Origin of the sequence: Kitasatospora sp. GAS1066B (assembly GCF_041262605.1) — a bacterium.
In the GTDB taxonomy this organism is placed as follows: Bacteria; Actinomycetota; Actinomycetes; order Streptomycetales; family Streptomycetaceae; genus Kitasatospora.
Genome location: NZ_JBGCCO010000031.1, coordinates 1 through 24,600 on the forward strand (window position 1 = coordinate 1; position 24,600 = coordinate 24,600).

General features: G+C 72.8%; 25 protein-coding genes. 17 read left to right on the plus strand and 8 right to left on the minus strand.

Features of this window, described 5'->3' with window-relative positions; translation table 11 throughout:
* On the plus strand, positions 1 to 630 hold a 630-nt coding region (locus tag ABH937_RS29285; protein WP_370220014.1), incomplete at its 5' end, for an alpha amylase C-terminal domain-containing protein.
* Between the two features lie 37 nt (positions 631 to 667).
* On the opposite strand, the gene ABH937_RS29290 is transcribed toward ABH937_RS29285, so the two are convergent.
* On the minus strand, positions 668 to 2,014 hold the full coding sequence (locus ABH937_RS29290; RefSeq protein WP_370220015.1) for a helix-turn-helix domain-containing protein: 1,347 nt from the start codon (positions 2,012 to 2,014) through the stop codon (positions 668 to 670).
* A gap of 280 nt (positions 2,015 to 2,294) precedes the next feature.
* Between ABH937_RS29290 and ABH937_RS29295 the strand changes: the two genes are divergently transcribed.
* Together ABH937_RS29295 and glgA are read left to right on the plus strand one after the other, a co-directional pair.
* Positions 2,295 to 2,453 carry a hypothetical protein gene (locus tag ABH937_RS29295; protein ID WP_280688079.1) on the plus strand — a complete coding sequence of 53 codons (159 nt, stop codon included), beginning with the start codon at positions 2,295 to 2,297 and terminating at the stop codon, positions 2,451 to 2,453.
* 44 nt (positions 2,454 to 2,497) lie between these two features.
* Complete coding sequence (glgA, locus tag ABH937_RS29300; RefSeq protein ID WP_280688077.1) at positions 2,498 to 3,682, plus strand: glycogen synthase; 1,185 nt, start codon at positions 2,498 to 2,500, stop codon at positions 3,680 to 3,682.
* Here glgA and ABH937_RS29305 read toward each other — a convergent pair.
* The gene (locus ABH937_RS29305) at positions 3,661 to 5,046 is read right to left on the minus strand and encodes a cation:proton antiporter (protein ID WP_370220016.1); all 1,386 of its coding nucleotides are present in this window, start codon (positions 5,044 to 5,046) and stop codon (positions 3,661 to 3,663) included. The two genes, glgA and ABH937_RS29305, sit on opposite strands and share 22 nt — an antisense overlap.
* A 443-nt stretch (positions 5,047 to 5,489) precedes the next feature.
* Here ABH937_RS29305 and proC point away from each other — a divergent pair, with 443 nt between their 5' ends.
* The 8 genes from proC to ABH937_RS29345 all read left to right on the plus strand — a co-directional run bounded on the left by proC (position 5,490) and on the right by ABH937_RS29345 (position 12,473).
* Positions 5,490 to 6,317 carry a pyrroline-5-carboxylate reductase gene (gene proC, locus ABH937_RS29310; protein WP_280688073.1) on the plus strand — a complete coding sequence of 276 codons (828 nt, stop codon included), beginning with the start codon at positions 5,490 to 5,492 and terminating at the stop codon, positions 6,315 to 6,317.
* A gap of 5 nt (positions 6,318 to 6,322) precedes the next feature.
* Positions 6,323 to 6,976: an HAD family hydrolase gene (locus tag ABH937_RS29315; protein ID WP_280688071.1), complete on the plus strand. Its 654-nt coding sequence runs from the start codon at positions 6,323 to 6,325 to the stop codon at positions 6,974 to 6,976.
* A gap of 82 nt (positions 6,977 to 7,058) precedes the next feature.
* Positions 7,059 to 8,324, plus strand: coding sequence for an MFS transporter (locus ABH937_RS29320; RefSeq protein WP_370220052.1), 1,266 nt, complete (start codon positions 7,059 to 7,061; stop codon positions 8,322 to 8,324).
* Positions 8,305 to 9,504 carry an acetoin utilization protein AcuC gene (locus tag ABH937_RS29325; protein WP_280688067.1) on the plus strand — a complete coding sequence of 400 codons (1,200 nt, stop codon included), beginning with the start codon at positions 8,305 to 8,307 and terminating at the stop codon, positions 9,502 to 9,504. The genes ABH937_RS29320 and ABH937_RS29325 overlap by 20 nt, the downstream gene beginning before the upstream one ends.
* 258 nt (positions 9,505 to 9,762) lie before the next feature.
* The gene (locus ABH937_RS29330; RefSeq protein WP_035847941.1) at positions 9,763 to 9,972 is read left to right on the plus strand and encodes a helix-turn-helix domain-containing protein; all 210 of its coding nucleotides are present in this window, start codon (positions 9,763 to 9,765) and stop codon (positions 9,970 to 9,972) included.
* Between the two features lie 121 nt (positions 9,973 to 10,093).
* Positions 10,094 to 10,192, plus strand: a complete 99-nt coding sequence (locus ABH937_RS29335; RefSeq protein WP_003948845.1) for a 30S ribosomal protein bS22 — start codon at positions 10,094 to 10,096, stop codon at positions 10,190 to 10,192.
* 139 nt (positions 10,193 to 10,331) lie between these two features.
* Entirely contained in the window at positions 10,332 to 11,429 is a 1,098-nt protein-coding gene (locus tag ABH937_RS29340) for an NAD-dependent epimerase/dehydratase family protein (RefSeq protein WP_280688063.1), read from the plus strand.
* A gap of 6 nt (positions 11,430 to 11,435) precedes the next feature.
* Complete coding sequence (locus ABH937_RS29345; RefSeq protein WP_280688061.1) at positions 11,436 to 12,473, plus strand: lysophospholipid acyltransferase family protein; 1,038 nt, start codon at positions 11,436 to 11,438, stop codon at positions 12,471 to 12,473.
* Between the two features lie 197 nt (positions 12,474 to 12,670).
* Here ABH937_RS29345 and ABH937_RS29350 read toward each other — a convergent pair whose 3' ends face one another.
* The 3 genes from ABH937_RS29350 to ABH937_RS29360 all read right to left on the minus strand — a co-directional run bounded on the left by ABH937_RS29350 (position 12,671) and on the right by ABH937_RS29360 (position 16,461).
* Positions 12,671 to 13,954 carry a DUF5667 domain-containing protein gene (locus ABH937_RS29350; protein WP_370220018.1) on the minus strand — a complete coding sequence of 428 codons (1,284 nt, stop codon included), beginning with the start codon at positions 13,952 to 13,954 and terminating at the stop codon, positions 12,671 to 12,673.
* Positions 13,955 to 14,235: 281 nt separating this feature from the next.
* On the minus strand, positions 14,236 to 15,018 hold the full coding sequence (locus ABH937_RS29355; RefSeq protein ID WP_370220053.1) for an ECF subfamily RNA polymerase sigma factor, BldN family: 783 nt from the start codon (positions 15,016 to 15,018) through the stop codon (positions 14,236 to 14,238).
* Positions 15,019 to 15,531: 513 nt separating this feature from the next.
* A complete protein-coding gene (locus ABH937_RS29360; protein WP_370220019.1) occupies positions 15,532 to 16,461 on the minus strand; it encodes an HAD family hydrolase in 930 nt (309 codons plus the stop codon).
* A 74-nt stretch (positions 16,462 to 16,535) separates the two neighbouring features.
* On the opposite strand from ABH937_RS29360, the gene ABH937_RS29365 reads away from it, so the two are divergent.
* The 6 genes from ABH937_RS29365 (at position 16,536) to hemB (ending at position 22,938) form a co-directional block, all read left to right on the plus strand.
* Positions 16,536 to 16,808, plus strand: coding sequence for a glutaredoxin family protein (locus ABH937_RS29365; RefSeq protein ID WP_280693346.1), 273 nt, complete (start codon positions 16,536 to 16,538; stop codon positions 16,806 to 16,808).
* Positions 16,809 to 17,059: 251 nt separating this feature from the next.
* The gene (locus ABH937_RS29370; RefSeq protein ID WP_280693345.1) at positions 17,060 to 17,911 is read left to right on the plus strand and encodes a redox-sensing transcriptional repressor Rex; all 852 of its coding nucleotides are present in this window, start codon (positions 17,060 to 17,062) and stop codon (positions 17,909 to 17,911) included.
* Positions 17,908 to 19,260 (plus strand): glutamyl-tRNA reductase, encoded by a 1,353-nt coding sequence (locus tag ABH937_RS29375; protein WP_280693344.1) that lies wholly within the window; start codon positions 17,908 to 17,910, stop codon positions 19,258 to 19,260. The genes ABH937_RS29370 and ABH937_RS29375 overlap by 4 nt, the downstream gene beginning before the upstream one ends.
* Before the next feature lie 41 nt (positions 19,261 to 19,301).
* The gene (gene hemC / locus ABH937_RS29380) at positions 19,302 to 20,309 is read left to right on the plus strand and encodes a hydroxymethylbilane synthase (protein ID WP_370220020.1); all 1,008 of its coding nucleotides are present in this window, start codon (positions 19,302 to 19,304) and stop codon (positions 20,307 to 20,309) included.
* Positions 20,309 to 21,952, plus strand: coding sequence for a bifunctional uroporphyrinogen-III C-methyltransferase/uroporphyrinogen-III synthase (locus ABH937_RS29385; RefSeq protein WP_280693342.1), 1,644 nt, complete (start codon positions 20,309 to 20,311; stop codon positions 21,950 to 21,952). Before hemC ends, ABH937_RS29385 begins: the two co-directional genes overlap by 1 nt.
* On the plus strand, positions 21,949 to 22,938 hold the full coding sequence (hemB, locus tag ABH937_RS29390; RefSeq protein ID WP_280693358.1) for a porphobilinogen synthase: 990 nt from the start codon (positions 21,949 to 21,951) through the stop codon (positions 22,936 to 22,938). The genes ABH937_RS29385 and hemB overlap by 4 nt, the downstream gene beginning before the upstream one ends.
* A gap of 57 nt (positions 22,939 to 22,995) precedes the next feature.
* Here the strand turns inward: hemB and ABH937_RS29395 are convergent, their stop codons facing one another.
* From ABH937_RS29395 to ABH937_RS29405, 3 genes are all read right to left on the minus strand, one after another.
* Entirely contained in the window at positions 22,996 to 23,268 is a 273-nt protein-coding gene (locus ABH937_RS29395; protein WP_280693341.1) for a hypothetical protein, read from the minus strand.
* A 206-nt stretch (positions 23,269 to 23,474) separates the two neighbouring features.
* Positions 23,475 to 23,813 (minus strand): rodlet layer protein, encoded by a 339-nt coding sequence (locus ABH937_RS29400; RefSeq protein ID WP_280693340.1) that lies wholly within the window; start codon positions 23,811 to 23,813, stop codon positions 23,475 to 23,477.
* 94 nt (positions 23,814 to 23,907) lie between these two features.
* A complete protein-coding gene (locus tag ABH937_RS29405) occupies positions 23,908 to 24,246 on the minus strand; it encodes a rodlet layer protein (RefSeq protein ID WP_280693339.1) in 339 nt (112 codons plus the stop codon).
* Positions 24,247 to 24,600: the final 354 nt, after the last annotated feature.

Genomic DNA, 24,600 nt, shown 5'->3' on the forward strand with positions numbered 1-24,600 from the left:
CAGCAGCGGGCCAACCACCGCGCCTACCTCGGCTTCATGTGGGCCCACCCCGGCAAGCAACTGCTCTTCATGGGCCAGGAGTTCGCCCAGGGCGCCGAATGGGACCACGAGCAGGGCCCGCAGTGGTGGCTGCTGGACGAGGGCTGGCCGGCCGCCGAGGACCACCGGGGCGTACGACGGCTGGTGACCGACCTGAACCAGGTCTACCAGGACTGCCCGCCACTGTGGCAACTCGACGCGGACCCGGCCGGCTTCGCCTGGCTGGACGCCGACGCGGCCCAGGACAACGTCTACTGCTTCGTCCGCCGGGACGCGGCGGGACGCTCGCTGGTGGCGGTCAGCAACCTGTCGCCGTCGGTGCGCACCGGCTACCGGATCGGATTGCCGGCGGCCGGGGTCTGGCAGGTCGTGCTGGACACCGACGACTCCCGCTACGGCGGCGCCGGTTCGGGCCGCCCCGGTCCGCACCAGGCCGAGGAACTGCCGTGGCAGGGCCAGCCGTTCAGTGCCGAGCTGACGCTGCCGCCACTGGCCACGGTGTGGCTCTGCCCGCAGGGGCCGGAGCTGCCGCTGACGGCGGCTCGGCTGACCGGGGCCCGGCCGGCCGGACCGGTTCCCGAGGCGGGCTGAGTGGACCGGGCGCGGGCGCGTCGGCCGCGCCCGGCGCTCAGATCAGCGGGGCGGTGACCCGGGTGGCCCCTTTCAGCGGCACCAGGCCGACGCCGGACAGGGCGTGCTGGTACATGGCCAGGGCCTCGTTCGGGTGGCCGTTGAGCTGCCAGACGTCGCCGGCCTGCCGCCAGACCAGGGCGGTGTTCCGGTTCACCGGGATCTGCCCGAGCTGGCGCTCCACCGCGTGCAGGGTCTCCGCGCCGGCCGTGGCCTCGCCCCGCTCGAACTGGGCCTGGGCCAGCACCACGCGGGCCGAGGCGGACTCCCAGCGGGACTCGTTGCGCAGCAGGCCGAGCGCCCGGCTGGCCCGCTCCAGAGCGGCGTCGGGGTCGGCCTGGCGCAGCGCCAGCCGCGCGCGGTAGGTCTCCACGCTCGCCTGCTCGGCCGCGGTGCCCACCTCCAGCATCGTCTCCTGCGCCTCCGTCAGCAGGACCGCCACGTGGTCCAGGTCGCAGCTGTCGATCTCCAGTAGGTAGGCGGCGCAGTTGACCTTGAGCAGACCGATGTGGCGGACGTTGTCGGACTCCGCCATCAGCGCCAGTGCGCGCTCCGCGAGCGCCAGCGACTCCTTCGCCTGGCCCCGCGAGTTGGCCACCAGCGCGGCGTTCCAGTAGACCGCGCCACGGGCGACCCGCGAGCCGTTCTCCTCGGCGACCTGGGTCAGCCGGTTGCTCAGCAACTGGGCCTGGGTCAGGTCGCCGCGGTTGTAGTAGCAGCCGATCAGCGTGGCGCCCAGCTGGATGTGGTCGTCGGTGACGTCCAGGCCGAGCCGGTCGAGCTGCTTCATCGCCCGCTCGCCGACCTCCACGCTCATCACCTGGTCGCCGGCGTCCCGGTAGGCCCGGCAGAGGGCCACCGCGAGCTGGGCCCACTCGGCCGAGCCCGGAGTGGTCTCCGGGTCGTCGTAGAGCGCGTTGAACAGCTGGATGGCGGCCTCGAGCCGGCCCAGCTTCTCGAAGGCCAGCGCCTGGCCGAGCTTGGCCCGCCGGACCATCGCCTCGTCGAGCAGCGGGGCGTTCGCCAGGGCCTCGCTGTAGGACTGCAGGGCCTCGCCGTTGGCACCGTTGCGCAGCGCCATGTCACCAAAGACGATCTTGAGTTCGAGCTCCTTGACCCGGGTGTCGTCCCGTCCGGTGCGCAGGTAGTCGACCGTGCACCCGACCCGTTCGGCCAGTGACTTGAGCACGGTCTCCGAGGGCGCGCGCTTCCCGGTCTCGATCAGCGACACGTAGCTCACCGAGATATCCGCGGACGCGAGGTCCTGCTGATTCAGGCCACGCTTCTGGCGCAGCTCGCGAAGCCGCTGCCCGATGCCATTCGTCCCGCTCTGTGATTGCTCCATGGTTCTCCGGTCAACGGGGAGGGCGGCGCTTTGAGCCGTACCTCGCGAGATACCCATTTGACTCCATCTTTTACATCACTAGCTGGCCCCCGCCAAGGCTATCGCCCCACGCATGGCCCCTTGGTACGGCGAACGTCCCCAGCACGGTGTGATGTTCCCCCGTACGCCATGGTCACTCTCCGGTGGGGTGAGTCAGCGCGAAAGATGATCATTGACTTCTATGGTCAAGTAAGATTGACTCTGGCTGTCAACAAAAGTGACTCAGCGAAAGGCAAAGCCCATGCGCAAGATCCTTCCGCTCTTCTTCGCCGCCACTCTGCTGGCCATGACCGGCGTCCTGGCCGTCACCGCAGGTGGCGCGGCTGCCGCAACGCCGACGCCGCCGCCCGTCACGGCCAACGCCACGCCGACTCCCAATGGACCGCCGGCCTGCTGCTGATGATCCGTCAGTTCCCGCTGCCACCTCGCCAGAAGGGAATTACCATGCGGATCGACCTGCTCACCAGGGAATATCCGCCGGAGGTCTACGGCGGCGCCGGTGTGCACGCGGCCGAGCTCACCAGGGCGCTGCGACAGCTCGCCCAGGTCAACGTCCGCTGCCTGGGCGCCCCCCGCAGCGAGCCGGACACCCGCGCCTACCCGCTGCCCAGCGACCTGGGCGATGCCAACGCGGCGCTGCGCTTCCTCGGCGCGGACCTGCGGATGGCAGCCGACTGCGCCGGCGCCGACCTGGTGCACAGTCACACCTGGTACGCCAACGCCGCGGGACACCTGGCCAAGCTGCTGCACGGCGTCCCGCACGTGATGACGCTGCACAGCCTGGAGCCGCTGCGGCCGTGGAAGGCCGAGCAACTGGGCGGCGGATACGCGCTGTCGAGCTGGCTCGAGCGGTCGGCGGCGCTCGCCGCCGACGCGCTGATCGCGGTCTCGACGGCGATGCGCGAGGACATCCTCACCACCTATCCGGAGATCGACCCGGAGCGGGTGCAGGTGATCCACAACGGCATCGACACCGAGATCTACCAGGCCGATCCGCGGATCGACACGCTGGTCAGGTACGGCATCGACCCGCAGCGCCCGATCGTCCTCTTCGTCGGCCGGGTGACCCGGCAGAAGGGCCTGCCGCAGCTGCTGCGGGCCGCCTTCGAGCTGCGTCCCGAGGCCCAACTGGTGCTCTGCTGCGGCCAGGCCGACACCCCCGAGATCGCCGCCGAGGTGGCCGAGCTGGTGGCCGAGCTGAGCCGCCGGCGGGCCGGCGTGGTGCGGATCGACGGCATGCTCGACGGCCGCAGCCTGCGCCAACTGCTCACCCACGCCACGGTCTTCGTCTGCCCCTCGCTCTACGAGCCGATGGGCATCGTCAACCTGGAGGCGATGGCCTGCGGGACGGCCGTGGTGGCCACCGCGGTGGGCGGGATCCCCGAGGTGGTCGAGGACGGCGGTACCGGGCTGCTGGTCGAGTACCGGCCCAGGACCGACGGGACCGGCGAGCCGGCGGAGCCGGAGCAGTTGACCCTGGGCCTGGCGGCCGCCGTCAACCGGCTGCTCGACGATCCGGACCTGGCCGAGCTGCTCGGCGCGGCCGGGCGGCGGCGGGCGGTGGAGCGGTTCTCCTGGACCGGCGTGGCCGAGCGCACCTTGCGGGTCTACGAGAAGCTCGTCGCCTGAGGCCGTCCGGTGACCGGCGCCCGGCGCGGGGCCAGCAGGCTGAGCGCCGGGCCGGCCGCCGCGGTGGCCAGCAGGGCGACCAGCAGCAGGGCCTCGAAGAGCCGGTGACCGATCAGCCCGGCCTGGTAGCCGGTGGTCAGCACGACGATCTCGGTCAGTCCGCGGGTGTTCATCAGCACCCCCAGGCGCAGCGCGTCCCTGGGCGGGAAGCCGTAGCGGGCGCCGACCACCGCGCAGGCGGCGAACTTGGTCGCGGTGGCGACCGCCAGCAGCGCCGCCACCAGCAGCAGGAAGCCGCCGTCCAGCAGGCCCGCGCCCAGATCGACCTGCTGCCCCGTTCCCAGGAAGAAGCACGGCAGCAGCACGGCGGCGAGCTGGCCGACCGCCGGGCTCGACCGCGGACCGGGGCGCGGCGCCGGCGGCCGGGTTGACCGAACGTCGAGTGCGGATTTGACAGCCGGTGAACCGACGCCCGGTGACCCCGCGCCCGTTGAGCCGCCGCCCGGCGAGCCGACGGTCAGCGAACTGATCGCCGAGGCCCTCGCCGGCCAGGCGAGCCCGAGCATCAGCCCGCCGAAGAGCGGGTGCAGCCCGAGCGCCGAGGAGGCCGCGGCCGCCAGGCAGATCGCACCGGTCACCGTCACCGTGCTCGCCTCCCGCCGCGCGGCCAGGTGCGGCCGCCGGGCACGGTACCCGGCGACCAGCGCCGCCAGCCCCGCGCCGAGCAGTGCGGCCAGCAGTTGCGGCCACCCCATCCGGCCGGCCAGGAAGAGCACCAGGCCCAGCAGGCACCAGCAGGCCGCGTCCCCGACCGAGGCGGCCAGCAGGCTCAGCCGTCCGACGGTGGTCTCCGCCAGGCCCCGGTCCTGCAGGATCCGGGCCAGCACCGGGACCGCCGTCACGCCGAGCGCGCAGGCCAGGAAGAGGGCGAAGGCGCCCAATCCGGTCCCCGGGCCGGCCAGCCGGTGCGCGTGCAGCAGCGGTGCCAGCGCCAGCCCGGCGGCGGCCGGCGTGAGCAGCGAGACCGCCGCCAGCACCAGCGGCGCCCGCCCACCGGCCGTGGCCGGGCCGGCCTGCCGCTGTTTCCGGTCGGCCAGGTGCCGCCCGATCTCGAAGGCGTACAGCGCCACCGCCAGCTGGGCCAGCCCGTTCAACACCGACTGCACGTCCCGGCCGAAGAGCTGCTGGTGCACCCGCGGCAGCAGCCGCCCCAGCACCGAGGGGCCGAGTGCCACGCCCACCGCGATCTCGGCCAGCACGGCCGGCTGCCCGAACCGGGTGGCCAGCCGTCCGGCGCCGCGGCTCAGTCCCAGCAGCACCGCCAGGCCGGCCAGCAGGCGGGTGGTGAGGTCCAGGGAGCTCATCGGCGCTCCCGGCCGTCGCCACCCTGCGTGGTCGGCCGGTGGGGTGCCGGCGTCGCCGACCGAGGGCTCCGTGGCGGGGTTGGCATGGTGAACCTCCCAGACTTCGCCGTTATCGGGAGCGGCGGGCGGATCGGGATTTACTAGTAAATTGACAAATAGAAATATAACTTGTCGCTGATGATCAGTCACAAACCCGTGCGAAGCGGGGGCGCACTGTCCGATGTCCCGGTTGCGCTCCGGTCCGGCGAATCCTCCGGAGACTCCCGTGCGATCTTCCTCACTCCCCGACGCCCGGGCGCGTCGCGCGAGCGATGCTCGACCACCGCCTGGTCGCCCCTGGGCCGTCGGGGGAGCCGTCCGCCCGGTGGACGGGTCCCCCGACGGCCCAGGGCCGGGTGCGAGGATGGGCGGCAGTACTGTCGCGGTGATCAAGGAGCCACGCCATGACCAGCAGCGCCGTCCATCCCCAGCGGATCGCCTTCCTGGGCACCGGCAAGATCGGCGAAGCGCTGCTCTCCGGTCTGTTGCGGGCCGGCAAGCGCCCGGCCGAGGTCTGGGTCACCGCCCGCCGTCCCGAGCGGGCCGCCGAGCTGGCCCGCAGGTACGGGGTCGGCGCCTGCACCAACCGGGAGGCGGCCAAGCTGGCCGACACCCTGATCCTGGCGGTCAAGCCGCAGGACATGGGAACGCTGATGGAGGAGCTCGGCCCGCACGTCGGCAGCGACCGGCTGGTCATCTCGGCCGCGGCCGGCATCCCGACCCGCTGGTTCGAGGCCCGGCTGCCGGCCGGCACGCCGGTGGTGCGGGTGATGCCCAACACCCCCGTCCTGGTGGACGAGGGGATGAGCGTCATCTCCGGCGGCTCGCACGCGGGCGAGGAGCACCTGCGGCGGGCCGAGCAGATCTTCCAGTCGGTCGGCAAGGCGCTGCGGCTGCCCGAGTCCCAGCAGGACGCCGCCACCGCGCTCTCCGGCTCCGGCCCCGCCTACTTCTACTACCTGGTCGAGGCGATGACCGACGCCGGCATCCTGCTCGGCCTGCCCCGGCAGGTGGCGCACGACCTGATCGTGCAGTCCGCGATCGGCGCCTCGGTGATGCTGCGGGACTCCGGCGAGCACCCGGTCAAGCTGCGCGAGGCGGTCACCTCGCCGGCCGGCACCACCATCGCGGCCATCCGCGAGCTGGAGAACCACGGGGTGCGGGCGGCGCTGCTCGGCGCGCTGGAAGCAGCCCGCGACCGGTCCCGCGAGCTGGCCTCCGGCGGGAAGTGACAGCGGTGAACCACGACCTGGTCATCTTCGACAACGACGGCGTGCTGGTCGACAGCGAGCCGATATCCAACCGCCTGCTGGCCGAGTACCTCACCGGCCTCGGCTTCCCGATCACCGTCGAGGACTCCTACCGCGAGCTGATGGGCCGGGCCAGCCACGCGGTGCGCGAGCTGGTCGCCGAGCGGTTCGGCGCCACGCTGCCCGCCGACTTCCCGCAGGCCTTCCACGACCGGGTGTTCGCCGCCTTCGCGACCGAGCTCACGCCGGTGCCCGGCGCCGCCGAACTGCTCAAGGAGCTCGGCCGGCGCGGCGTGCCGTACTGCCTGGCCTCCTCGGCCGGGCACGACTGGATCCGCGCCGCGCTCGACCTCACCGGACTGCGCGGCCTGCTCCCCGAGGAGCGGATCTTCAGCGCCCAGGACGTCGGTGTCGGCAAGCCCGCGCCCGACCTGTTCCAGCACGCCGCCCGCACCCTGGGGGTGGCACCGGCGCGTTGCCTGGTGATCGAGGACAGCCCGATGGGCGTGCTGGCGGCCCGGGCCGCCGGGATGGACGTGTACGGCTACACCGCGCTCACCCCGGCCGAGCGGCTCACCGAGGCCGGTGCCACCGGGCTGATCGGCGGCCTGGCCGAGGTGCTGGAGCTGCTGGACGCCTGATCGAGGCCAGATCGTCCTCGTCGCCCGATCGTTGCCGTCGGCCCTCTCCCCAAACCCGCGCCCACCCCCTACGCTCGCGCCAATATCGTCGTACCGGCCAGTAGTCACTGGACCGGTGGTGAGCGAGGTCCGGATGACGACCCAGGCCGTACCCGCCGAAGTCTCGGCTCGGCTGCGCCAGGCCCGCACCGCCCTGCTGGTCGCCTTCCTGCTCCAGGGCATCACCTTCGCCCTGCTGGTCACCCGGATCCCGGGCATCCAGCGGCAGTACGGGCTGTCCGACGGCACCCTGACGATCTTCCTGGCCGCCGTGCCGATCCTGGCCGGCGTCGGGTCGATCAGCTCCGAGCAACTCGTCAAACGGACCGCCCCGCGCACCGTGCTGCGGATCGTCCAGCCGGCCGTCTGCCTGACCCTGGTCGGGGTGGGCCTGGGGCACTCGCTCTGGGCGCTCGCCCTGGCGCTGGCCGCCTTCGGGCTGCTGGTCGGCGCGCTGGACGCCTCGATGAACATGCTCGGGGTCGGCCTGCAGCACCGCTACGGCCGCTCGATCATGCTCGGCTTCCACGCCGCGTTCAGCGCCGGCGGGATCATCGGCGCGCTGCTCGCCAGCGGCGGTGCGCACCTGCACCTGATCACGCTCTTCGGTGCCAGTGTCGCGGTGCTGGTCCCGGCCGCGCTGATCGCCGGACGGTTCTTCGCCGGGCCGGGTGAACTCGGCCACGCGGTCGAGGAGGCGGTGGCGGCCGCCGCCCGGTCGATCCCGTGGAAGCCGCTGCTGCCGCTCTGCGCCGCGATGGCCTTCGCCTACATCGCCGACTCCACGGTCTCCAACTGGAGCGCCAAGTACCTGACCGAGACGCTGCACAGCGGCGACCGGGTGGGCGCGCTCGGCTACGCCGGCTACATGGTCGCGCTGCTGGTCGGGCGCACCTTCGGCGACCGCGGCGTGCAGCGCTTCGGTGCCGCCGCGGTGGTGCGCGGCGGCGCCGCGGTGGCGGCGCTCGGCTTCGGCATCGCGGCGCTGGCGCCCGCGCCGTGGGCCGGGATCGCCGGCTTCACCGTGCTCGGGCTCGGCATCTGCGCGGTCATCCCGCAGGTCTTCGCGGCCGGCGGGCGGCTCTTCCCGCAGGACTCGGACGCGGCGGTGGCCCGGCTGAACCTCTTCAACTACGTGGGCTTCCTGATCGGTTCGCCGCTGGTCGGCGCGATCGCCGGGGCCGGCTCGTTCCGCTGGGCGCTGCTGGCGCCGATGCTGCTGGTGCTCGTGGTGGTCCCGCTGGCCGGGCACTTCGCTCCCGCCGAACGCCAGCCACTACTTTTGGACCATGCCTCAAGCCGAGTCTGATCAGCCCTGCAGCCTGCGCCTCTTCTGGGACGAGGGGGTCACCGCCTACAACTTCAGCCCGACCCACCCGATGGACCCGACCCGGCTCGCGCTCACCATGCGGCTGGTCGAGGCCTTCGGGCTGCCCGGGCTGCCCGGGGTGACGGTGACCGCCGCCCCGCCGGCGGGCGAGTCGACCCTGCACCTGGTCCACCGGCTGGACTACATCGAGGCGGTCCGGCAAGCTGCCGCACACCCCGGCACCCTGGACGAGCGGCACGGCCTGGGCACCGAGGACAACCCGGTCTTCCCGGCCATCCACACCGCCTCCGCGCTGATCGCCGGTCAGTCGGTGGGCGCCGCCGAGGCGGTCTGGCAGGGCCGGGCCCGGCACGCCGTCAACTTCGCCGGGGGCCTGCACCACGCGATGCCCGGGCGGGCCTCCGGCTTCTGCGTCTACAACGACGCCGCCCTGGCGATCGCCCGGCTGCTCGAACTGGGCGCCGAGCGGGTCGTCTACGTCGATGTGGACGTGCACCACGGCGACGGGGTGCAGCAGGCCTTCTGGGACGATCCGCGGGTGCTCACCATCTCGCTGCACGAGCACCCCAGCACGCTGTTCCCGCAGACCGGTTGGGCCACCGAGACCGGCGGCGAGCAGGCGCCCGGCTCGGCCGTCAACCTCCCGCTGCCGGCCGGCACCGGCGACACCGGCTGGCTGCGTGCCTTCCACGCCGTGGTCCCCGAGCTGATCGCGGCCTTCGACCCCCAGGTGATCGTCAGCCAGCACGGCGCGGACACCCACCTGGAGGACCCGCTGGCCCACCTCGCGGTCACCGTGGACGCCCAGCGCGCGGTCGCCGGCGCCCTGCACGAGCTGGCCCACCGGCACTGCGAGGGACGCTGGGTGGCGCTCGGCGGCGGTGGCTACGCGGTGGTGGACGTGGTGCCGCGGACCTGGACCCACCTGGTGGCCATCGCGGCCGGCCACCCCGTCGACCCGGCCACCGAAACCCCCGAGGCCTGGCGCGCCGAGGTCTACCGGCGCACCCGCTGCCCCGCCCCGAGCCGGATGACCGACGGCGCCGACGCGCACTTCCGCGACTTCGCCGAGTCCGGCTACGACCCCGGCGACCGCCTCGACCAGGCGATCCTGGCCACCCGCCGGGCGGCCTTCCCCCAGCTCGGCCTGCTGGCCTGAACCCGGCCCGCCCTGCTCCCGCCCGATCGCCGGACGCGCGGCCGAGGTGCGGCCGGAGTGGCGCCGACGTGAGGCGGACTGGGGCAGACGACTGACCGCCTACGTACTGCAACAGGGGGATCTCTGACCGTACAAGGAGTCGGCATCCCCCTCTTCCCACGCGTACCACCCGCAACTACTCTGGGGATACGCGTGTGTCGGTGGAGTCACCGGAGGGGAAGCCGGTGCCTTGCACACGGAAAAGGGTCGGGTGAGGTCATGAGTTCCGGCGAACGCCCCCTGCAAGAGGTCAACTTCCTGACCGTGGCGGAAGTCGCCTCGGTCATGAGGGTCTCCAAGATGACGGTGTACCGGCTGGTGCACAGCGGAGAGCTGCCCGCCATCCGGGTCGGCCGGTCCTTCCGGGTGCCCGAACAGGCGGTCCACGACTACCTCAAGGACTCCTACGTCGGCCGTCAGAGCGCCTGACCGGGGGGTGCGTCCGGTCCCGATTACGGTGCTGGCCGCGCAAACGGTAGGCTAGGCCCTCCGTCAGTCGTATGGACTCCGTCTCTCACGGGCGGAAGTCTCAGTGAGCGAGGGTTGTTCCGTGGGCTCTGTCATCAAGAAGCGTCGCAAGCGTATGGCCAAGAAGAAGCACCGCAAGCTTCTGAAGCGGACCCGCGTGCAGCGTCGCAACAAGAAGTAACACCCTCGGAGCCCCGCTCCAGGTGCAACCGTTGCCCGTCCCGGCTTGCCGGGGCGGGCAACGTCTGTTTCGGGGAGCCGACGCGGTACGGTGCAACCACCCGTGGCAGCGGGGCGACGGCAGGGAGGGCGGCGAGGACGTGGGCAAGGTCGTGCTGGTCACCGGCGTGGCCCGGCAACTCGGTGCCCGGTTCGTCGACCGGATCCGCCGCGAGCCGGGGGTGGACCTGGTGGTCGGGGTGGACACCGAGCCGCCGCGCCGTCCGGTCGGGTCCGTCGCACCGCTGGACCACAGCCGTTGTGCCGACTTCGTCTTCGCGCACGCCGACCTGCGCCGCCCGGCGATCGCCCGCGTGCTGGCCGAGTACGCGGTGGACACCGTGGTGCACCTCAACGTCAGCGCCACCAACCCGGGCACCTCGGCGCGGGCCACGGTCAAGGAGATCAACGTCATCGGCAGCATGCAGCTGCTCGGTGCCTGCCAGCAGTCCGCCGTGCTCCGCCGCCTGGTGGTGAAGTCGACCACGGGCGTCTACGGGTCGACCCCGCGCGACCCGGCCGTCTTCACCGAGCGGACCCAGCCCAAGACCCTGCCGACCGGCGGCTTCGCCAAGGACGCGGCGGAGGTCGAGGGTTACGTGCGCGGCTTCGCCCGGCGCCGCCCCGACGTCGCGGTCAGCGTGCTGCGGTTCGCCAACCTGGTCGGCCCCGGCGCCGACACCCCGCTCGCCGAGTACTTCACGCTGCCGGTGCTGCCCACCGCGCTCGGCCACGACCCGCGGCTGCAGTTCGTGCACGAGGACGACGCCGTCGAGGTGCTGCGGCTGGCCGCGCTGGACCCGGGTGAGGGCGAGCCGCGGCGCACCGGCACCTTCAACGTCGCGGGCGAGGGCGTGCTGCTGCTCTCGCAGTGCGCCCGGCGGCTGGGCCGGCCCACCGTGCCGATACTGCTGCCCGCGCTCGGTTGGGTGGCCGCGCTGGCCAAGCGGAGTCGGGTGTCGGACTTCTCCACCGAGCAGATCGGCCTGCTGGCGCACGGCCGGGTGGTGGACACCACCGCGCTGCGCGAGGTCTTCGGCTACCGCCCGCGGTTCAGCACCACCGAGGCCTTCGCCGACTTCGCCGCCGGGCAGCGCGCCGGTCTGCTGCCCCCCGAACGGCTGGCCACCGTGACCGACCGGCTGACCGCGCTGCTGCGTACCCCCGAGGACGTGCGCACCCCTGACGACAGGAGCTGAGGCCCGATGAGTGCCGCCCACGAGGAGCTGCCCGGCGAGGCCAAGGTGATCCCGATCGAGTCCGCCCCGAGCTGGTCGCCGGCCGGCGACGAGGCGGGTGCCGACCTCGCTGCCGTCGCCGCCCGACTGGCCGACGGTCTGGGTGACCTGTTGGGCGACCTGCTGGCCGACCGGCTCGGACCGGTGACGGAGTCGGTGTTCGGCAAGGGTTGGGAAGGCCGGGCGGCCAGTGGGCTGGCCTTCCTGCGGCGCCGGATCACCGGTGACTACGAGGTGGACGAGTTCGGCTTCGACCGCGAGCTGACCGAGGAGGTCTTCCTCTCCGCGCTGCGGCCGCTGGCCGAGAAGTACTTCCGGATCGAGGTCCGCGGCATCGAGAACATCCCGGCCGAGGGCGGCGCCCTGGTGGTGGCCAACCACTCCGGGGTGGTCCCGCTGGACGCGCTGATGACCCAGGTCGCCATCCACGACCACCATCCGGCCCGGCGCCACCTGCGGATGCTCGCCGCCGACCTGGTCTTCGTGCTCCCGCTGGTCGGCGAGCTGGCCCGCAAGGCCGGGCACACGCTGGCCTGCAACGAGGACGCCCAGGCGCTGCTGGAGCGCGGCGAGGTGGTCGGCGTCTGGCCGGAGGGCTTCAAGGGGATCGGCAAGCCGTTCGCCGAGCGGTACAAGCTGCAGCGGTTCGGGCGCGGCGGGTTCGTCGCCTCCGCGCTGCGGGCCCAGGTGCCGATCGTGCCGTGCTCGATCGTGGGCGCCGAGGAGACCTACCCGATGCTGGGCAACGTGAAGAGCCTGGCCAGGCTGCTGGGGCTGCCCTACCTGCCGATCACCCCGACCTTCCCCTGGCTCGGCCCGCTGGGGGTGCTGCCGCTGCCGACCAAGTGGACGATCCAGTTCGGTGAGCCGATCCGGACCGACGGCTACCCGCCGGAGGCGGCCGAGGACCCGATGCTGGTCTTCAACCTCACCGACGAGGTGCGGGAGACCATCCAGCACACCCTGTACCGGCTACTGGTGGACCGCCGCAGCGTGTTCTTCTGACGGCAACGGGGAGGGGGGGGGGGGGCGGCGCGGGGCCCCCCCCCCCCCCCCCCCCCGGGGGGGGGGGGGGCCCACCCCCCCCCCCCCCCCGCCGCCGGCGGTGGGGCCCCCCCGGGGGGGGGGCCCCCCCCCCGCCGGGGGGGGGGGGGGGGGGCCCCCCCCCCCCCCCCCCCCCCTCTTCTCAGCTCGTCAGGCCGTCAGTTCCCGTCCAGGCCGAGCCCCGGGAGCAGCCCGGGGATCAGCGGGGGCAGGTTGAGCCCCTGCTCGGTGGCCGGGGTGCCGCCGCTCTGGCCGGGCGCGCCCGAGGCGGCTCCCGGAGCGGGAGTGCTGCCCGGGGTCGGGGCGGCCGCCGAGTTGCCCGCAGGAGCCGACGGCGCGGCGGGGGTGCCACCGGAGCCGGTCAGCGGACCGGTCAGCCCGTTCACCAGACCGCTCACCGGGTTGCCGCCGCCGAGCGGACCGGCCGGCGCGCCACCGGACTTGGTGCCGCTCCCCGCCGCCGCACCGCCCGCCGAGGGCTGCCCGCTGCCCGCCTGGCCACCGCTGGGGTCCTGGCCGGCCGACGTTCCGCCACCCGTGTTCGGGGCGCCGGAGGCGGGCAGGCTGGCGCCCGACCGCCCGCCGGTGACGGGGGAGCCCGAGGCGTCGCGGGTCGCCGGGCCGCTGTGGCCGGGATCGAGGTGCAGCGGTGAGACCTCCTGGTTCAGATCGCCGAAGAGCTGGTCCACCTGACCGGCCACCGGCGTCAACTGCGCCGGCAGCTTGGGCTGCAGGGCGTTCCAGTGGCCGTCCTGGGCTTCGGCGAAGTCGGCCAGCTTGCGCATCGGGGCGAGCGAGCCGTTCGCCTGGTACACCGCGCGCAGCAGGTCGCGGCCCTTGGCGGCCTCGGCGTGCATGTCCCGCAGCGCGGAGTTGAGCCGCTGCACCGTGCTCTGGCTGAGACCGTCGGGCCCGCCGCCCTGGCCGACCAGTGAACGGGCCTCGGCCAACCGGGCGGAGGCCTGGTCGAGCAGCAGCGCGCCGCGCTCGGCGTCCGAGCCCGCCATGTCCAGACGCAGGCCCTCCAGGCCGCGCTTCATGCCGTACAGCGGGTCCCCGGGCAGTGCGCCCGAGCTCGCGGCCGAAACGCCCGCGAAGCTGCCGACGGTGACCCCGGCGACCAGACCGGTGATCGCGAACCGCCGTCCCCAGCGGCGCCGTTGGCCGACCCGCTCGGCGCGGTGGCGCCGTCGGCGCTCCCGGCCGGGGGATAGTGCAGCCAGCCCGCCTGCGGCGTGCTGCTCGAACGCGGCCAGCAGCGTGGCTCGTTGGACGGTTCTGACCTCTGCGTCCATGGCGGGCGCGGCGATGGCGGTCAACGCCTCCGCCGTGTCGAGGAGTTGCCCCAGGACCGCTCTGTTCGCCGGTTGTCCCGTCCGGTGGGCCTCCAGCGCCTCGGCGAAGGCCTTCGCCCGCCGGTGCTCCAGCACGTTTGCCGTCACGGGCCACACCTCCCTTCGTCGTTGTCGACTCCCGGGCCTGCCGGACGGTTGCCGCGGCGGGCCAAATCCACTCCTTCGGGTGACTGTTCGCGGCTTGGCTTGACCACGGCTCCCGAGGGGGTTTGCACGCTGGGAAACGAGCGGTGCGGGCGGTCGGTTACGCACGACTGATCATGTGACCGCATTCTCACCCGGACGTGTGGGAACGGCCTGGTGGGTGACTTGCCGTCAACTACCCTCAGAGAAGTTCAGCTGGGTTCACCGCGGGCAGGCGGGCCGGATCACCGGGCGTCCGGCGGCAGCAGCCGGGCCAGCGTGCGGACGGCCCGGTACTGCAGGGTCTTGATCGCGCCCTCGTTCTTGCCCATGATCCGCGCGGTCTCGGCGACCGAGAGGCCTTGCAGGAAGCGGAGCGTGACGCACTCCTGCTGCTGCGGGTTGAGCCGGCGGACCGCGTCCAGCAGGGCGGCGTTGGAGAGCGACTCCAGGACCGAGTCCTCGGGGCTGCGCTCGCACTCGTTGGAGTCGAGCATCTCCCCGGTGGTCACCTCCAGCCGGAACCGGCTGGACTTGAAGTGGTCGGCGACCAGGTTGCGCGCGATGGTCACCAGCCAGGCCCCGAAGTCCCGCCCCTGCCAGGTGAAGGTGCCGATCCGGCGCAGCGCGCGCAGGAAGGTCTCACTGGTCAGGTCCTCGGCGGTGGCCCGGCTGCCGACCCGGTAGTAGATGTACCGGTACACCGTGTCGCAGTAGTGGTCGTAGAGCCGGCCGAAGGCCTCGCTCTCGCCGGCCTGGGCCCGCTCGACCAGCTCCATGATCGGGTTCTGCTCGGTCTCGGTGCCCTGGTGCGGCAGCGTCCCGGTGCGGCCGCGCAGGCCGGTGCCACGGCTACGGGTGCCGGCGGCGGTGGAGCGCAGCGCAAGACCGGGGCCGTGGGCCGGGGCCGGCACGAACGCACCGCCGGCCAGCACCGGTTCGGCGCCGAGGAGTTCGGGCAGCACGGCCAGCTGGGCACGCAGCAGGGAGCGCAGCAGGCGCAGGTTGCGCTCGGCCGCACGGGGCAGGGTCCTGGTGACGGGGGGCGACGGGCGGGAGGGAGCAGGCGCGTCGTTCCGGACGGGTGGGTACACGGGACTCCCAGAGGCAGAACTGTGGACGGATCACCTCCGCCTGCGCGGAGAGCACGCCCACCCCAGGCGTCACCCCGTCCGGGGGACACCTGGGGTGGGCGTGCATCCCAGAGAGAATAACGCTTTGTGCAATGACAGCTACACCCTGTGGTGGAAGTGGTCGTTTCGGATCCACTTCACGTGGTATGTGAGCTGAAACCGACCGAACAGGGCGTCGAACCGCACGCTGCTGGTGTGCATATGACGGCGGAGTGTGACCGATTACGAGGTCGGACGGGCGGGTTCCCCGTCGTTGCGGCTGCCAATCCCAGACTTTCCGGGCCGTTCGAACGATCAGAACCGGTCAGTTGCCGCAACACGCCGACGGCACCGCAAAGTCCGCTGGTGACAGCGCGCCTGACGGCGTTTCGGGAGTGTCGCGGGCGATCCGCCCAGGGCCTGTCGCGCTCAGCGCCGCTTGCGGCGCAACGCGATCGCCGCCACCGTGGCGCCGGCCGCCGCCCCGAGCAGCACCGCGGCGGGCACGCCGATCCGGACCGCCTTGCGGCCGGTGCGGAAGTCCTGCACCCGCCAGCCGTGCGCCCGGGCGTACTTGCGCAGCCGGCCGTCGGGGTTGACCACGAAGGGGTGCCCGACCAGCGAGAGCATCGGGATGTCGTTGGCCGAGTCGCTGTACGCGGCGCACCGGCCGAGGTCCAACTGCTCGCGCCGGGCCAGCGCCCGCACCGCCGCCGCCTTGGCCGGGCCGTGCAGCATCTCGCCGACCAGCCGCCCGGTGTAGCGGCCGTCCACCGCCTCGGCCACGGTGCCGAGCGCGCCGGTCATGCCGAGCCGGCGGGCGATCACCCGGGCCACCTCCTGCGGGGCCGCGGTCACCAGCCAGACCCGCTGGCCGGCGTCCAGGTGCATCTGGACCAGCGCCCGGGTGCCCGGCCAGACCTTGGCGGCGACGATCTCCTCGAAGATCTCCTCGCAGATCGCCTCCAGGTCGGCGGTCCGCTTGCCGGCCACCAGCGAGAGCGCGGTGTGCTGGGCGTCGGCGATGTGACCGGGGTCCTCGGTGCCGTGCAGCCGGAACCAGGCCTGCTGCCAGGCGAACTTGGCCACGTCGCGCCGGGTGAAGAAGTTGCGCCGGTACAGCCCCACACCGAGGTAGAAGACCGCCGCGCCCTGCAGGATCGTGTTGTCGCAGTCGAAGAAGGCGGCGCCCTGCGGGTGGTCCACCGGCGGTCCGGCGGGCTCCTGTTCGGCGGTGGCCGGCAGCGGCGCGGCCTCGCGCAGCGCCTGCTCGGCGGCGTCGGCGGCGGCCTCGCCCGCGAGGGCGGCCCGCTCGGAGGGGGAACGCCTTGCCTTGGTGAGCCTTCGAAGCGCGGCCATGGCACCGAGCATAGTCAGCCATCATGACGGTGGAGGCGCCGGGCGGTGACGCGCAGGCGTCGCACAATGGGTCGGTGACTCCACTCCTGCGCCGTGCCAAGAACCCCGCCGACCGGACCGTGACGCTGATCGGCAAGCCCGACTGCCACCTCTGCGAGCAGGCCAGGGAGGTGATCGCGCGGGTCACCGCCGAACTGGGGGCCGGTTTCGAGGAGCGCGACATCACCCAGGACCAGGAGCTCTACCGCAAGTACTGGGAGCAGATCCCGGTCACCCTGGTGGACGGCCGCCAGCACGACTTCTGGCGGGTCGACGAGACCCGGCTGCGCGCCGCGCTCACCCGCTGACGGGCGACTCGGCACCGTTTCGGTTCGAACTTCTGGTCGGACGCGCCCCGGTGGGCGACGATGGTGCCGCCGGGGCGGCGTGCGGCGTGATGCGCGTCACTGTGGCGGGACAAAACGGACACCATCTTTGTGCACACGTTCACAAACGCATAACCTGGCAGCCAAAGCCCAGCTTCACCCACAGGAGCACCGTGGCAATCGGCCGATCAACCCCCAAATCCTCGCCCCCCAGCACTGCCGACGGAGGCTCCATGCGCCGCACCCCTGTGGGACGTCAGACCCGTGCCCGTGGCATCCCCGAGGCCACCGTGGCCCGCCTGCCGCTCTACCTGCGCGCGTTGACCGCGCTCTCCGAGCGCTCGGTGCCCACCGTCTCCTCGGAGGAGCTGGCCGCCGCGGCCGGGGTCAACTCGGCCAAGCTGCGCAAGGACTTCTCCTACCTCGGTTCCTACGGAACCCGGGGCGTCGGCTACGACGTCGAGTACCTCGTGTACCAGATCTCCCGTGAGCTGGGTCTCACCCAGGACTGGCCGGTCGTGATCGTCGGGATCGGGAACCTGGGGCACGCGCTGGCCAACTACGGAGGCTTCGCCTCCCGCGGATTCAGGGTGGCGGCCCTGCTGGACGCCGACCCGGCCGTGGTCGGCAGCAGCGCGGCGGGCCTCCCGGTGCGGCACATGGACGAACTGGAGTCCATCGTGGAGAGCCAGCAGGTCTCCATCGGTGTGATCACCACGCCGCCGGGCGCCGCCCAGCAGGTCTGCGACCGGCTGGTCGAGGCGGGCGTCACCAGCATCCTGAACTTCGCGCCGACCGTGCTGACCGTGCCGGACGGCGTGGACGTGCGCAAGGTGGACCTCTCGATAGAGCTGCAGATCCTGGCCTTCCACGAGCAGCGCAAGGCCGGCGAGGAGCCGGAGGACGAGCGCGAGGAGGAACCGGCCCCCAGCCGCGCCGCCAACCCGGTGCGCGCCGCCGCGGCCAAGCTGCGCCGCGCGGCCGGCGGCAGCGCCAAGCCCGAGGCCAAGCCGGAGAAGACCGACAAGGCCCAGAAGTCGGCGGCGGGCAACGATCACGAGCGGCCCGCGGTGATGCCCGCATGAGTCTGCTCGTCGTCGGGCTGAGTCACCGCACCGCCCCCGTCACCGTCCTCGAGCGCGCCGCGCTGACCGGGGACGTCCCGACCCGCCTGCTGCACGACGCGGCCGCGACGGCCACCGTCTCGGAAGCGGCGCTGCTCAACACCTGCAACCGGATCGAGCTCTACGCGGACGTGGACAAGTTCCACGCGGGCGTGGCCGAGCTCTCGCTGCTGCTCGCCCAGCACAGCGGGGTGGACCTGGAGGAGCTCACCGCGCACCTCTACGTCCACTACGAGGACCGCGCCGTGCACCACCTCTTCTCGGTGGCCTGTGGGCTGGAGTCGATGGTGGTCGGCGAGGGCCAGATCCTCGGCCAGCTGCGCGACGCGCTGGCCCGCTCCCAGGAGGAGCACACCGCCGGTCGCGGCCTCAACGAGCTGTTCCAGCAGGCCCTGCGGGTCGGCAAGCGGGCGCACAGCGAGACCGGGATCGACAAGGCGGGCCAGTCGCTGGTCACCTTCGGTCTCGACCAGGTCGCCGCGGGCGCCGGTGAGATCGCCGGCAAGCGGGCGCTGGTGGTCGGCGCGGGCTCGATGAGCTCGCTGGCCGCCGCCACCCTGGCCCGGGCCGGGGTCGGCGACCTGGTGATCGCCAACCGCACCGCCGAGCGCGCCGAGCGGCTGGCCGCCACGCTGGGTGCCCGGACCGTGGACTTCGCCAAGGTGCCACAGGCGCTGGCCGACGCGGACCTGGTGATCTCCTGCACCGGCTCGGCCGGCGTGGTGATCCAGGCCGCCGACGTGGCCGCCGCCGTCGCGGTGCGCGAGGCCGGCCGCCAGGGGCCGCTGGCCTTCCTCGACCTGGCGATGCCGCGCGATGTGGACCACGCGGTCCACGAGCTGCCCGGCGCGCTGCTGATCGACCTGGAGTCGCTCTCCCAGGTCGACGCCGCGCTGCCCGGCGCCGGCGACGTGGCCGCCGTCACCGACATCGTCGCCGACGAGGTGGCCGCCTTCGGCGCCGCCCAGCGCGCCGCGCGGATCGCACCCACCGTGGTGGCGCTGCGCGCGATGGCCTCCGAGGTGGTCGGCGCCGAGCTGGCCCGCCTCGAGTCCCGACTGCCCGACCTGGACGAACGCTCGCGCGCCGAGGTGGCGCAGACCGTCCGCCGGGTGGTCGACAAGCTGCTGCACGCACCGACGGTGCGGGTCAAGCAGCTGGCCGCCGAGCCGGGCGGCGCCTCCTACGCGGAGGCGCTGCGCGAGCTGTTCGACCTCGACCCGGGCGCGGTGCACGCCGTGTCCGGTACGCCGCTGGGTCCGCAGGCGCAGCCCAGCAGCGGTAGTCTCGCGGGCGGAGCGGCCCGATGACCCATCTTCTCGACCACCAGCACGACCGGGATGATCACGCTATGAATGGTCAACTGAGCACGCAGCAGGGCCAGTTGGACGCCGAAACGATACCGCTGCGGCTCGGCACCCGGCGCAGTGCGCTGGCCGTGGCCCAGTCCGGGATGGTCGCCCGCGAGGTCAGCCGGCGCACCGGCCGCGCGGTCGAACTGGTGGAGATCACCACCTACGGTGACACCTCCCGCGAGCAGCTCGCCCAGATCGGCGGCACCGGAGTCTTCGTCTCCGCGCTGCGCGACGCGCTGCTCGAGGGCCGGATCGACTTCGCCGTCCACTCGCTCAAGGACCTGCCGACCGCCGACCCCGAGGGCCTGACGCTGGCCGCCGTGCCCGAGCGCGAGGACGTCCGGGACGCCCTGGTGGCCCGCGAGGGGCTCGGCCTCGAGGCGCTGGTCGAGAAGTGCGCCGAGCGGCCCGCCCGGATCGGCACCGGCTCCCCGCGCCGGATGGCCCAGCTGAACGCCTGGGCTGCCGCCCAGGGCGTCGAGCTCGAGACGGTGCCGATCCGCGGCAACGTCGACACCCGGATCGGCTTCGTCGCCAGCGGCGAGTTGGACGCCGTGGTGCTCGCCACCGCCGGCCTCAACCGGCTGGGCCGGTCCGCCGAGATCAGCCAGCACCTGGAGCCCGAGCTGATGCTGCCGGCCCCCGGCCAGGGCGCGCTGGCGATCGAGTGCCGCTCGGACGCCCCCGACCTGGTCGCCGCCCTCGGCGCGCTCGACCACCCCGCCACCCGCGCCGCCGTCGTCGCGGAGCGCGCCCTGCTGGCCGCGCTGGAAGCCGGCTGCTCCGCCCCGGTGGCCGCGCTGGCCACGCTGAGCAGCGAGAACCACCTGCGGCTGGAGGGCGTCGTCGGTACGGTCGACGGCGCCACCCTGCTGACGATGTCCACCACTGGCCCGCTCGCGTTCGACGAGACGGCCGAACGGCAGGCGCGGGCCCTGGGCCACGCGCTGGCCGCCCGGCTGCTCGACGGCGGGGCGGCCGGTCTGATGGGGGAGCGAGTCTGATGAGCCCCACCAACACCGCCGACCGCTCCGGACGCTGCACCTTCCTCGGTGCCGGGCCCGGCGACCCCGGTCTGCTCACGCTGCGCGCGGTCGAGGTGCTGGCCTCGGCCGACCTGCTGATCGCCGATCCGCTGACCGCCGGCGCCGTGCGCAGCCACTGTCCCGAGAGCGTCCACCTGCACGCGCCGGGTGCGGTGGACGGCGAGAGCGCCGAGTTCGACGCCGCCGCGCTGACCCGGCTGATCGTGGACGCGGTCGCGGCCGGCAAGCACGTGGTCCGCACCGTCGACGGCGACCCGGGCCTGGACGGCCGGGCGGCCGAGGAGATGCTGCTCTGCGCCAAGGCCGGCACCGCCTTCGAGGTGATCCCGGGCGTCGCCCAGTCGGTCGGCGTCCCCGCCTACGCCGGCGTCCCGCTGCGCGGCAGCAACGGCGCCGACGTGCGCTTCGTGGACGGCTCCGCGCTGCTGGCCGGTGCGGTGCTGGACCTCGGCGCCCCCGAGACCACCCTGGTGGTGCGCACCACCCTCGGCCAGCTGCCGGCCACCGCCAACGCGCTGGTCAGCAACGGCCGCAAGCCGGACGCCGCGCTCTGCGCGACGCTCTCGGGCACCACCACCCGCCAGCGCACCTTCACCTCCACCCTCGCCACCATCGCGGCCGACCTGAAGGCGGCCCGGGTGCTGCCCTCACCGGTCTCCGCCCCGGTCGACCCGGCCACCTCGGTGATAGCCGTGGTCGGCGAGCAGGTCGCGCACCGCGACTCGCACTCCTGGTTCGAGACCAAGCCGCTGTTCGGCTGGAACGTCCTGGTGCCGCGGACCAAGGAGCAGGCCACCGGCCTGTCCGAGCAGCTGCGCTCCTACGGCGCGGTGCCGCAGGAGGTGCCGACCATCGCGGTCGAGCCGCCGCGCACCCCGCAGCAGATGGAGCGGGCGATCAAGGGCCTGGTCACAGGCCGCTACGAGTGGATCGCCTTCACCTCGGTCAACGCGGTGCGCGCGGTGCGCGAGAAGTTCGAGGAGTACGGGCTGGACGCCCGGGCCTTCGCCGGGATCAAGGTCGCGGCGGTCGGCGAGACCACCGCCAAGGCGCTGGTGGACTTCGGCGTCAAGCCCGACCTGGTGCCCAGCGGCGAGCAGTCCGCCGCCGGCCTGCTGGAGGACTGGCCGCCGTTCGACCCGGTCTTCGACCCGATCGACCGGGTGCTGCTGCCGCGCGCCGACATCGCCACCGAGACCCTGGTGGCCGGCCTGGTCGAGCTCGGCTGGGAGGTGGACGACGTGACGGCCTACCGGACCGTGCGCGCCTCGCCGCCGCCGGCCGAGACCCGTGAGGCGATCAAGGGCGGCGGCTTCGACGCGGTGCTCTTCACCTCGTCCTCGACCGTGCGCAACCTGGTCGGCATCGCCGGCAAGCCGCACAACGTCACGATCATCGCCTGCATCGGCCCCGCCACCGCCAAGACCGCCGAGGAGCACGGCCTGCGGGTCGACGTGATGGCGCCGGCGCCGTCGGCCTCCGCGCTGGCCCAGGCCCTGGCAGAGTTCGGTGCGGGCCGTCGGGACGCCGCGACCTCGGCCGGCGAGCCGGTCTACCGGCCCAGCGAGCGCCGCCCCGGCTCCCGTCGCAAGGCGCGCTGACCACTGGAGGAGTCTTGTCCTACCCTGCCATCCGCCCCCGCCGGCTGCGCACCACCCCGGCGGTGCGCCGGCTGGTCGCGGAGACCCGGCTGCACCCGGCCGAGTTCATCCTGCCGGCCTTCGTCCGCGAGGGCATCGACCAGCCGGTGCCGGTGAGTTCGATGCCGGGCGTGGTCCAGCACACCCGCGACACGCTGCGCAAGGCGGCGGTGGAGGCGGCCGAGGCCGGGATCGGCGGCATCATGCTCTTCGGCGTGCCGCAGACCAAGGACGCGCTGGGCTCGGCGGGCACCGACCCGGACGGCATCCTGCAGCAGGCGATCCGCGACGTGGTCGCCGAGGTCGGTGACCAGCTGGTGGTGATGTCCGACCTGTGCCTGGACGAGTTCACCGACCACGGCCACTGCGGGGTGCTGGCCGCCGACGGCTCGGTGGACAACGACGCGACCCTGGAGCGCTACGCCGAGATGGCCGTGGTGCAGGCCGAGGCCGGGGTCCACATGGTCGGCCCGTCCGGCATGATGGACGGTCAGGTCGGCGTGGTCCGGCGGGCGTTGGACGCGGCAGGTCACCAGGACGTCGCCGTGCTCGCCTACACCGCGAAGTACGCCTCGGCCCTCTACGGCCCGTTCCGGGAGGCGGTCAGCTCCTCGTTGAAGGGCGACCGCAAGACCTACCAGCAGGACCTGGCCAACTCCCGTGAGGCGCTGCGCGAGTTGGAGCTCGACCTGGCGGAGGGGGCCGACCTGGTGATGGTCAAGCCGGCCATGCCCTGCCTGGACATCCTGCGCCAGGTGGCCGACCGCTCGCCGGTGCCGGTGGCGGCCTACCAGATCTCCGGTGAGTACTCGATGGTCGAGGCCGCCGCAGCGAACGGCTGGATCGACCGGGAGCGGACCATCCTGGAGAGCCTCACCTCGATCCGTCGGGCCGGGGCCGAGCAGATCCTGACCTACTGGGCCGTCGAGGCGGCCCGGATGCTGTAGCAGCACATGACTGAGGGGGCGTCAGCACCGGCTGACGCCCCCTCAGTCATGTCCGGCTCAGTGGTGGTGCATGCCGTCGATCTCGACCCCACCGGCACCCTCGCCGCCGGTGGCCGTGTCGGTGGCCCAGCCGGCGCCCGAGGAAGCGGTGTGCACGTGGCTGGTGCCCGCGACGTGGTCGTGGAAGCCGGCCACGAAGACGGGGTGCGCGGTGGCCACGCCGCCGCCGTCACCACCCTCGTAGACATGGGCGTAGGCGGGAGCGGCGATGCCGGCGATCATCAGCGCGCCGGCCGCGACGGCGGCGGCCCTGCCCAGCATTCTCTGCATGAGGTGGGTCCTCTCTTCGGTCCTGGACGATCTGTCACTCGAAACGTCTGTCGTTCAAACAACGGCGGGGCCTGGGAAGTTGTGCTCCACAGGCCCCGCAGGTCGTGCTCTGGAGGGTCAGGTACCGCTCTGGAGGGTCAGGTACCGCTGGGCCTTTCGAAGCGGACCGGCCGGGGCCGACCGGTCCGCCCGTGCAGGGGGCTTGATCAGCCGATCAGGTGCGACAGCGGGGCGTCGCCGTTGGACTGGGTGGTCTGGCCCACGTTGCAGATCTGGTGCTGCTGCTGGTTGAGGACCGGCACGTCGACCTGGACCGGCACGAGGCCGACCTGGACGTGGTGCACCTCGGGCAGGCAGATGTTCGGGTTGTCCAGGGTGTGGAAGTTCGGGCTGTGGTCGCCGTGGGTGCCCGTGGCGTTGGTGCCACCGTTGCCCTGGACCGAGGCGGCGGAGCCGTCCGCGTCGCCGATCGCCATCGAGGGGGCGGCGGACATCGCGATGGCGGCGGTGGCCAGGCCGGCGGTGGCGAGGACCTTCTTCAGCATGGGGTGCTCTCTCTTGCTACTGGGTTGGGACTGCAGACGGGTGGAACGGGTGAAACGGGTGGAGCGGATGGAACGGGGGCGAGCCGAGGGCTCGTCAGCCGATCAGGTGCGAGGCGGCGCCGTCGCCGTTCGTCTGGGTCGGCTGGCCGACGTTGCAGACCTGGTGCAGCTGCTGGTTGCCGACCGGGATGTCCGCCTGGACCGGCACGAGGCCGACCTGCACGTGGTGGATCTCCGGCAGGCAGATGTTCGGGTTGTCCAGGAAGTGGAAGTTCGGGCTGTGGTTGCCCCAGGTGCCGGTGTTGTTGGTGCCACCGTTGCCCTGCAGCGAAGCGCCGGAACCGTCCGCGTTGCCGATGGCCATCGCGGGCGTCACACCGGCGGCCATGGCGGCGGCCACCAGGCCGACGGAGGCCAGGGTCTTCTTGATCATGGGAATTCCTCTCTGGATTGCTGCGTCCGCTGCGTCTGGGTGCAATCCGTGCAACGAATTGACCTGGTCTGCTGGTCACCATGACTTGTGCGGCGTATTCAGGAATCGATCACATCCGGCAGTTCTCCGGCTGCGGAGCGATCGGGCGTCCGATCCGGCCGTTGTCGTGCTCGTCCTGCGGTGACACCGGTATCAAAGAACGGCGGGCAGGAAAGTTACGCGAGGCGTGCCGGGAAAAATTCGGTACGACCGGATGCCACAGCGTGTCGGTCTTATTAATACGCCGTTCCGGTTAATCCGTGCCCACTCCTGTGGTGCCGGGTCGTTGAAACGGATGACCCACTGCCTCAAGAG